We start from the raw sequence: 7,089 nt of genomic DNA, 5'->3' as shown, positions 1-7,089 counted from the left end.
CCTTGGAGCTACGGGACGTCACTTGTCGCCGTCGTCCTTCTTGTCCTCGGAGTCTTCCTCGCCCTCGATCACGGGGATGAGGGAGAGCTTGCCGCGGGAGTCGATCTCGGCGATCTCGACCTGGACCTTGGAGCCCACGCCGACGACGTCCTCGACGTTCTCCACGCGCTTGCCGCCGGCGAGCTTGCGGATCTGCGAGATGTGCAGCAGTCCGTCCTTGCCCGGGAGCAGCGACACGAACGCGCCGAAGGTGGTGGTCTTGACGACCGTACCCAGGTAGCGCTCGCCGACCTCCGGCATGGTCGGGTTGGCGATGCTGTTGATCGTGGCGCGGGCGGCCTCGGCCTGCGAGCCGACCTGGGCACCGATGTAGATGGTGCCGTCGTCCTCGATCGTGATCTCGGCGCCGGTGTCCTCCTGGATCTGGTTGATCATCTTGCCCTTGGGGCCGATGACCTCGCCGATCTTGTCCACGGGGATCTTGACGGTGATGATCCGCGGGGCGTTCGGGGACATCTCGTCCGGCGTGTCGATCGCTTCCATCATCACGTCGAGGATGTGGAGGCGGGCGTCACGGGCCTGCTTGAGGGCGGCGGCCAGGACGGAGGCCGGGATGCCGTCCAGCTTGGTGTCGAGCTGGAGGGCGGTGACGAACTCCTTGGTGCCGGCGACCTTGAAGTCCATGTCGCCGAAGGCGTCCTCGGCACCGAGGATGTCGGTGAGGGCGACGTAGTGCGTCTCGCCGTTGATCTCCTGGGAGATCAGGCCCATGGCGATACCGGCGACGGGGGCCTTCAGTGGCACACCGGCGTTCAGCAGCGACATGGTGGAGGCGCAGACCGAGCCCATGGACGTCGAGCCGTTGGAGCCGAGGGCCTCGGACACCTGACGGATCGCGTAGGGGAACTCCTCGCGCGTCGGCAGGACCGGCACGATGGCGCGCTCGGCGAGCGCTCCGTGGCCGATCTCGCGGCGCTTCGGGGAGCCGACGCGGCCGGTCTCGCCGACGGAGTACGGCGGGAAGTTGTAGTTGTGCATGTAACGCTTGCGGGTCACCGGGGAGAGGGTGTCCAGCTGCTGCTCCATGCGGAGCATGTTGAGGGTGGTGACGCCCAGGATCTGGGTCTCGCCACGCTCGAACAGCGCCGAGCCGTGCACGCGCGGGATGGCCTCGACCTCGGCGGCGAGCGTACGGATGTCCGTGACGCCGCGGCCGTCGATGCGGACCTTGTCCTTGATGACGCGCTCACGGACCAGGGCCTTGGTCAGCGAGCGGTACGCGGCGGAGATCTCCTTCTCGCGGCCCTCGAACTGCGGGAGCAGCTTCTCGGCGGCGAGACCCTTGACGCGGTCCAGCTCGGCCTCGCGGTCCTGCTTGCCCGCGATGGTGAGCGCCTGGGTGAGCTCGTCCTTGACGGCAGCGGTGAGCGCCTCGAAGACGTCGTCCTGGTAGTCCAGGAAGACCGGGAACTCGCCGGTCGGCTTGGCAGCCTTCGAGGCGAGGTCGGCCTGGGCCTTGCAGAGGACCTTGATGAAGGGCTTCGCGGCGTCCAGACCGGCGGCGACGACCTCCTCGGTCGGCGCCTCGGCGCCGCCCGCGACCAGCGTGATGGTCTTCTCGGTGGCCTCGGCCTCGACCATCATGATCGCGACGTCGCCGTCCTCCAGGACGCGACCGGCGACGACCATGTCGAAGACGGCGTCCTCGAGCTCGGTGTGCGTCGGGAACGCGACCCACTGGCCGTTGATCAGCGCGACGCGGACGCCGCCGATCGGGCCGGAGAAGGGCAGACCGGCCAGCTGCGTCGACGCGGAGGCGGCGTTGATCGCCACGACGTCGTACAGGTGGTCGGGGTTGAGCGCCATGATCGTGGCGACGACCTGGATCTCGTTGCGCAGGCCCTTCTTGAAGGACGGGCGCAGCGGGCGGTCGATCAGCCGGCAGGTGAGGATGGCGTCCTCGGAGGGACGGCCCTCACGGCGGAAGAAGCTGCCGGGGATCTTGCCGGCGGCGTACATCCGCTCCTCGACGTCCACCGTGAGGGGGAAGAAGTCGAGCTGGTCCTTGGGGTTCTTGGAGGCGGTGGTGGCCGACAGCACCATGGTGTCGTCGTCCAGGTAGGCCACGGCGGAGCCGGCGGCCTGGCGGGCCAGACGGCCCGTCTCGAAACGGATGGTGCGGGTGCCGAAGGAGCCGTTGTCGATGACGGCCTCGGCGTAGTGGGTCTCGTTCTCCACTAGCAAATTCTCCTCGTCTTCGTCCCTGGTCCCGCCCGTGTGGCAGGGGGACGGTGGCGGAGAAGCGCGCCGTCTGGTGCGGGCCGGTCTTCGATCGAAGCCCTCGGGGTTCGCAATCCCCCGGGGGCCACTACCGAGGACCGGCGGCGGCGAGGTGCGCTTCTCCTCGTTCGGTGTGCGTGCGGTCACCCGTGCCCGGGCACCCTCACGCTGCGTCGTACATATTGCGTTGTGCTACCACACTACAAAGGGGTGGTGACACTCCGCACGTTTCCGCCCGTACGTCCCGCGTGCGGCGGGGCCGCGCGCCCCCCTTCAGCGAGGGGTGCGGCGGTGCGTCCAGCAGACCGCGGACGTACGTACAACAAAAGGAGCGGCCCCCATTTCCCCGGGAACCGCTCCCCTCACGGCGTCTTACTTGGCGCCCGCCGCACCGCGGCGGATGCCGAGGCGGTCGACCAGCGCACGGAAGCGCTGGATGTCCTTCTTGGCGAGGTACTGCAGCAGACGGCGACGCTGACCGACCAGGATCAGCAGACCACGGCGGGAGTGGTGGTCGTGCTTGTGGGTCTTGAGGTGCTCGGTCAGGTCCGAGATGCGGCGGGAGAGCATCGCGACCTGGACCTCGGGGGAGCCGGTGTCGCCCTCCTTGGTACCGAACTCGCTGATGATCTGCTTCTTCGTAGCGGCGTCGAGCGACACGCGATACTCCTCATGAGTCTCGTTGATGCCACCGAGTGCCCCTGGTCTGCGTCTCAGGGGGGCTTCTGTGACTCGGGTGGCGGGGTCCGCTGGGGGCTACCTCCGGAGTCCGGGGGTGCGCACACAAACGGCCGTCAGCCAGGGTACCAGGCTGGGAGGACCGGCTTGTCGGAGGCCGGGATCAGCGCCTGGACAGGGCGACGCTCTCGTAACCGATCGCCACGGTGGTCTCCTCCCCGACCTCACCCTTGTTGCTCGGCCCGTACAGGGCTTCGGTGGCGAAGTAGATCCGGCCGTGCTCGTAGATGATGTCGTCCTCCGTCGGATCACCGACGTCGACGAGGTCGAGGCTCCCCCCGATGAGCAGGAGGAGAGTCTCCTTACGGGACGCCGGATCGAGGCTGACGACGGCGGCGGGCGAGAGATTGCCGGACTCCCGGTACGCGATCAGTTCGCCGCCGCTCATCCTCAGCGGATACATCCGCCGTCCGGGTATGGAGTCGAACTTGAACACGGTCTTTCCGCTGCCCAGGTCGTACGCGACGATGTCGTCGTCCGTCGTGATGTAGAGCCGCTCCTCCCCCACGACGATCGTGCTGCAGGTCTCGACCACCGCGTTGAACGTCTCGCTGCAGTTGATGACTTGGTGATCGCGGTTGGGCTGGATCGAGGCGCGCGCCTTGCCCCTGTCGTCGAGGGAGATCAGGTCGGTGACGGCGTAGTCGCCCGCCATGACGGCGATGACAGTCGGCTCGGAGGAGATCAGGTAGACCCCGTTGACGCCCGTGGCGACCTTGTAGGTCCACTTCGACTTGCCCGTGCGGGCGTCGACCTTCTCCACCCGGAACTCGGGGTCCCCCGGGTCTCCGCACTGCTGCAGCGCGATCAGGCCCTTGCCACCCGCGAACCCGGAGTCCTCGCACGCCGACGGCGTGGTGTCGGCCCACAGCCGCTTGCCGGTGGTCATGTCGTACGCCGCCGAGCCCTGTCCCCAGGTGACCAGGACCGTGCCGTCCGTCATCGTGACGTTGACTGACATGGCGCTGCCGTCGCCCGGCAGCTTCACGTCCCACTTCTTCCTGCCCGTGTCGACGTCGAAGACAGTGAGGCGGTCGCAGGGCAGACTCATGACCGTGGTGGTGGTGTCCTCGTCGGGATCGGGACTCTGGCCGGGGTAGGCGACCGCCGTCCAGCCGGCCGCGCTGACGTGGCGCGTCACCGCGCACAGTGGGGCGGGGAAGTCGAGTTTGTACAACTGCTTGCTTCCGTCCCCGTGGGTGAACCCCTGGACGTAGTCCCCGATGCCCTTCGCGAAGACCTTCTCCGTCGCCCAGGTGCCGATGGACGAGACGTTCTCGCCCACGGTCTTGATCTTTTCGATGAGGTAGAGGGACCTGCCGCCCTCCGGTGAATCGGGCGCCTTCTCCACGGTCTCGCGGATGTCGTCCGGAGCCTGCCGGACGGCCGCCGGACGCCGCTCCGACTCCGCCTCGTCACCGCCGGACGTGAGGCCCAGGACGCCCGTGGCGACGACGGCCGCGGCCAGGACCGCCGCGCCGGCCGTCCGTAGTCGCCGAAGTCGGGTGCGGCGCTCGGCTTCGAGGGTGGAGGCGGTGTACGGGGAGTGGGACGGGCCGCTCACGGGCCATGGCCTTCCTGCGCGATGGGGACACTGCCGCCCAGGCGTGGACGAGAGGGACGATCAAGAACCATACGGCTCGCCGTGCGGCGGTGGCAGCCGCCCGCGTGGAGCTTTGGTGAGGGGGCGTCGACACCTGTAACGAAGCCGACACCCCTCGTTACGGTCGTACCCGGGCGAACCCCTGAGCAGCGAGAACGGGAGCAAGTAGGGTGACCGCACAGTGCGTTGGCGCGGAGGAAGGATCGGAGCCGTCATGGCCGAGGCCGAGGACAAAGAACTCAGGGCACGCAAGGAGCGGGAGAAGGACGAGCTCTACGCGCTCGACATCTCGGGCGTCGAGTGGCACAGCGCGCCTGGCACGGAAGAACACGAGGAGCGAGTGGAAATCGCGTACCTCCCGGAAGGCGCGGTGGCGATGCGGTCGTCGCTCGACCCGGAGACGGTGCTGCGTTACACGGAGGCGGAGTGGCGAGCCTTCGTCCTGGGCGCCCGGGACGGCGAATTCGATCTGGAGCCGGCTCCGCACAATGGGGGGCTGGACGCCTAGACCGGGCGCTGACGGATGGGGCAGGGAACCAGCGATCGGCTCTCTGCCCCATTGGCTTGCACGCTGTGGCGCCTACGGCTCGTCTTGCCCACACCGACCGCCGCTTGACTGCGCTCGCCGGATTCGCCCAACTCAAGACCCCGTGCACCCGCGTGCGGCGCTTGCCCGGGCGCGGTCCGCGGTTCACTCGGAACGGTCCTTCCCCCGTCGGGGACGAATGGCGCTGGGAACGATGTCGTTCCGGACACCAGCGAGACCCGTCCAAGCGAGACCCGTTCATGTCGGACGGCTTCTCGGCCCCGTTCACAGAGCGCGCCGTGCCCGCCGACGCGAGAGCACTGCCCGCTCTTCCCACCCGGACACGTATGCGGGGCGGGCCCTGCCGCTAGCTGGTCATGGCCCGTGCCCGTGCGTACACGTCGAAGACTGCCAGAGCGAGCGGGATCAGCGTGAGCAGGACGAAGATCTCGGCGATCTCCAGGAAGCGTCCCCAGAACGGGGTCACACCACGCTGCGGAGTGATGAGACTGATCGCGGTGACCAGTACGGCAGCCGCGGCGATCGCTGCGGCGAGCCAGACGCTGCGGATGTCGAGGGCGGTGGTGTCGCCGAGGAGGGCGTCGCGCACGTAGTCCTGCGGCGGGTTCAGTGCGAGCCCGAGTCCGAGGAAGACCAGGGCCGCGAGGCCGGCCGCCAGGGCGGCGCCCACCTGTGCGGTGTAACGGAAAAGGTGGGCGCGCATCAGCATCGCCACGCCTGTGGACAGAGCCAGCAGCTCCGCCCACACATCGCCGGAGAAGCCCAGGACGATCGACGCGCCCACGGAGACGAGCGCACAGCCGCCGACGAGGCCGACGAGAAGCTCGTGGCCGCGGCGGGCCTGGGCCGCGACGCGCTCGACGTCAATGGGCTCCGGCGGGACCGGCTCGCCTGTGTCATAGCCGCCCCAGGACGGATTGGGCGGTTCGAAACCGATCGGCAACCGTGCGAAGCGCATGGACAGGCCGGGCAGGAAGGCGAGCGCGACGACGGCGAGCGGGGCACAGACGGCGGCCGTCTCGATGGGTCGCAGCTTCGTGAGGATGGCGACGAAGGTGGTGATCAGACCGATCGCGGAGGCGAAGACGAAGGCGACGAAGGGGCCGTCGCCGCCGGGCGACAACAGGGTGAGTACCACGGCGGCGAGCAGAACCGCCGTGCAGGCGAGCAGAAACTGCAACCGCCCGATGCCCTGCCCCTCGGAGAGAGGCAGCAGCCCGGAACCGGCAACGGCGAGGTTCGGAAAGGCCCCCAGGCCGAGGGCGATGGCGGAGCCGCGATCGCCGTACACCCGTGCGCGAACGCAGGCGATGGTGAGCAGCAGGAGCCCGAAGACGCCGGCGATGACGCCCTGCAGGCTGTGCATGTCGTGACGGATCTGGGAACTCCAGGCCACGAATGCCAGCAGCGCCGACAGGACGCCGCCCGCGATGAGTCCGGCAGCCCGTGTGAGTTCGCCGTTCCAGAGGGTGCGATCGCGGGTGACGGCAGCGGCCACCGCTTCGGAGACATCGTCGAGGACAGCCGGCGGCAGCGACTCGGCGAACGGGCGCAGAGCGAGCAGCTCTCCGTCGAGGATGCGCTGCGCCGCGAACGACCGCGCGCCGTCGAGGACGGTGCCGTCACGGCGTACGAGGTGGTAGCCGACAGGAGCTCCCTCGTCGGGGCTCTGCTGGGAAAGCCTCAGGATCTCCGGGTACAGGTCGGCGACGGGTACGTCGTCGGGCAGCGCCACATCGATGCGGCTGTCCGGTGCCACGATGGTGACCCTGCAGAAGCCGAATCCCATGCCTGCCCCGGAAGGGGCTCCGTTGCCCGGTCCGCCGGTCGCGCCGACCGGCGCGGAGGCCGTCATGCTCACCTGCTGTTCCCCCTCGTCGGTGGTCGGGCGGTCTGCGACGCCGCCGCGCGCCCGCCCGCC

General features: G+C 68.9%; 5 protein-coding genes. 1 reads left to right on the top strand and 4 read right to left on the bottom strand.

Annotated elements, in window-relative coordinates; translation table 11 throughout:
• Window positions 1-18: 18 nt before the first annotated feature.
• The 3 genes from ACFU53_RS29200 to ACFU53_RS29190 form a co-directional block, all read right to left on the bottom strand.
• A complete protein-coding gene (locus ACFU53_RS29200) occupies window positions 19-2,238 on the bottom strand; it encodes a polyribonucleotide nucleotidyltransferase (protein ID WP_383998667.1) in 2,220 nt (739 codons plus the stop codon).
• Window positions 2,239-2,652: 414 nt separating this feature from the next.
• A complete protein-coding gene (rpsO, locus tag ACFU53_RS29195; protein WP_030041128.1) occupies window positions 2,653-2,940 on the bottom strand; it encodes a 30S ribosomal protein S15 in 288 nt (95 codons plus the stop codon).
• A gap of 181 nt (window positions 2,941-3,121) precedes the next feature.
• Window positions 3,122-4,582, bottom strand: a complete 1,461-nt coding sequence (locus ACFU53_RS29190) for a PQQ-binding-like beta-propeller repeat protein (protein ID WP_383998664.1) — start codon at window positions 4,580-4,582, stop codon at window positions 3,122-3,124.
• A gap of 253 nt (window positions 4,583-4,835) precedes the next feature.
• Between ACFU53_RS29190 and ACFU53_RS29185 the strand changes: the two genes are divergently transcribed.
• Window positions 4,836-5,129, top strand: a complete 294-nt coding sequence (locus ACFU53_RS29185; protein ID WP_383998661.1) for a DUF397 domain-containing protein — start codon at window positions 4,836-4,838, stop codon at window positions 5,127-5,129.
• A gap of 385 nt (window positions 5,130-5,514) precedes the next feature.
• Here the strand turns inward: ACFU53_RS29185 and eccD are convergent, their stop codons facing one another.
• Entirely contained in the window at window positions 5,515-7,023 is a 1,509-nt protein-coding gene (gene eccD, locus ACFU53_RS29180; RefSeq protein WP_383998670.1) for a type VII secretion integral membrane protein EccD, read from the bottom strand.
• Window positions 7,024-7,089 lie beyond the last annotated feature (66 nt).

It is taken from the genome of Streptomyces sp. NPDC057474, assembly GCF_042802555.1.
Lineage (GTDB): Bacteria > Actinomycetota > Actinomycetes > Streptomycetales > Streptomycetaceae > Streptomyces.
This window is presented reverse-complemented; position numbering and strand designations above follow the sequence as displayed.

Excerpts from the sequence above, each read along its gene's own strand:
- ACFU53_RS29185 (WP_383998661.1), top strand. The coding sequence starts at position 4,836 with ATGGCCGAGGCCGAGGACAAAGAACTCAGGGCACGCAAGGAGCGGGAG.
- eccD (WP_383998670.1), bottom strand. The coding sequence starts at position 7,023 with ATGACGGCCTCCGCGCCGGTCGGCGCGACCGGCGGACCGGGCAACGGA.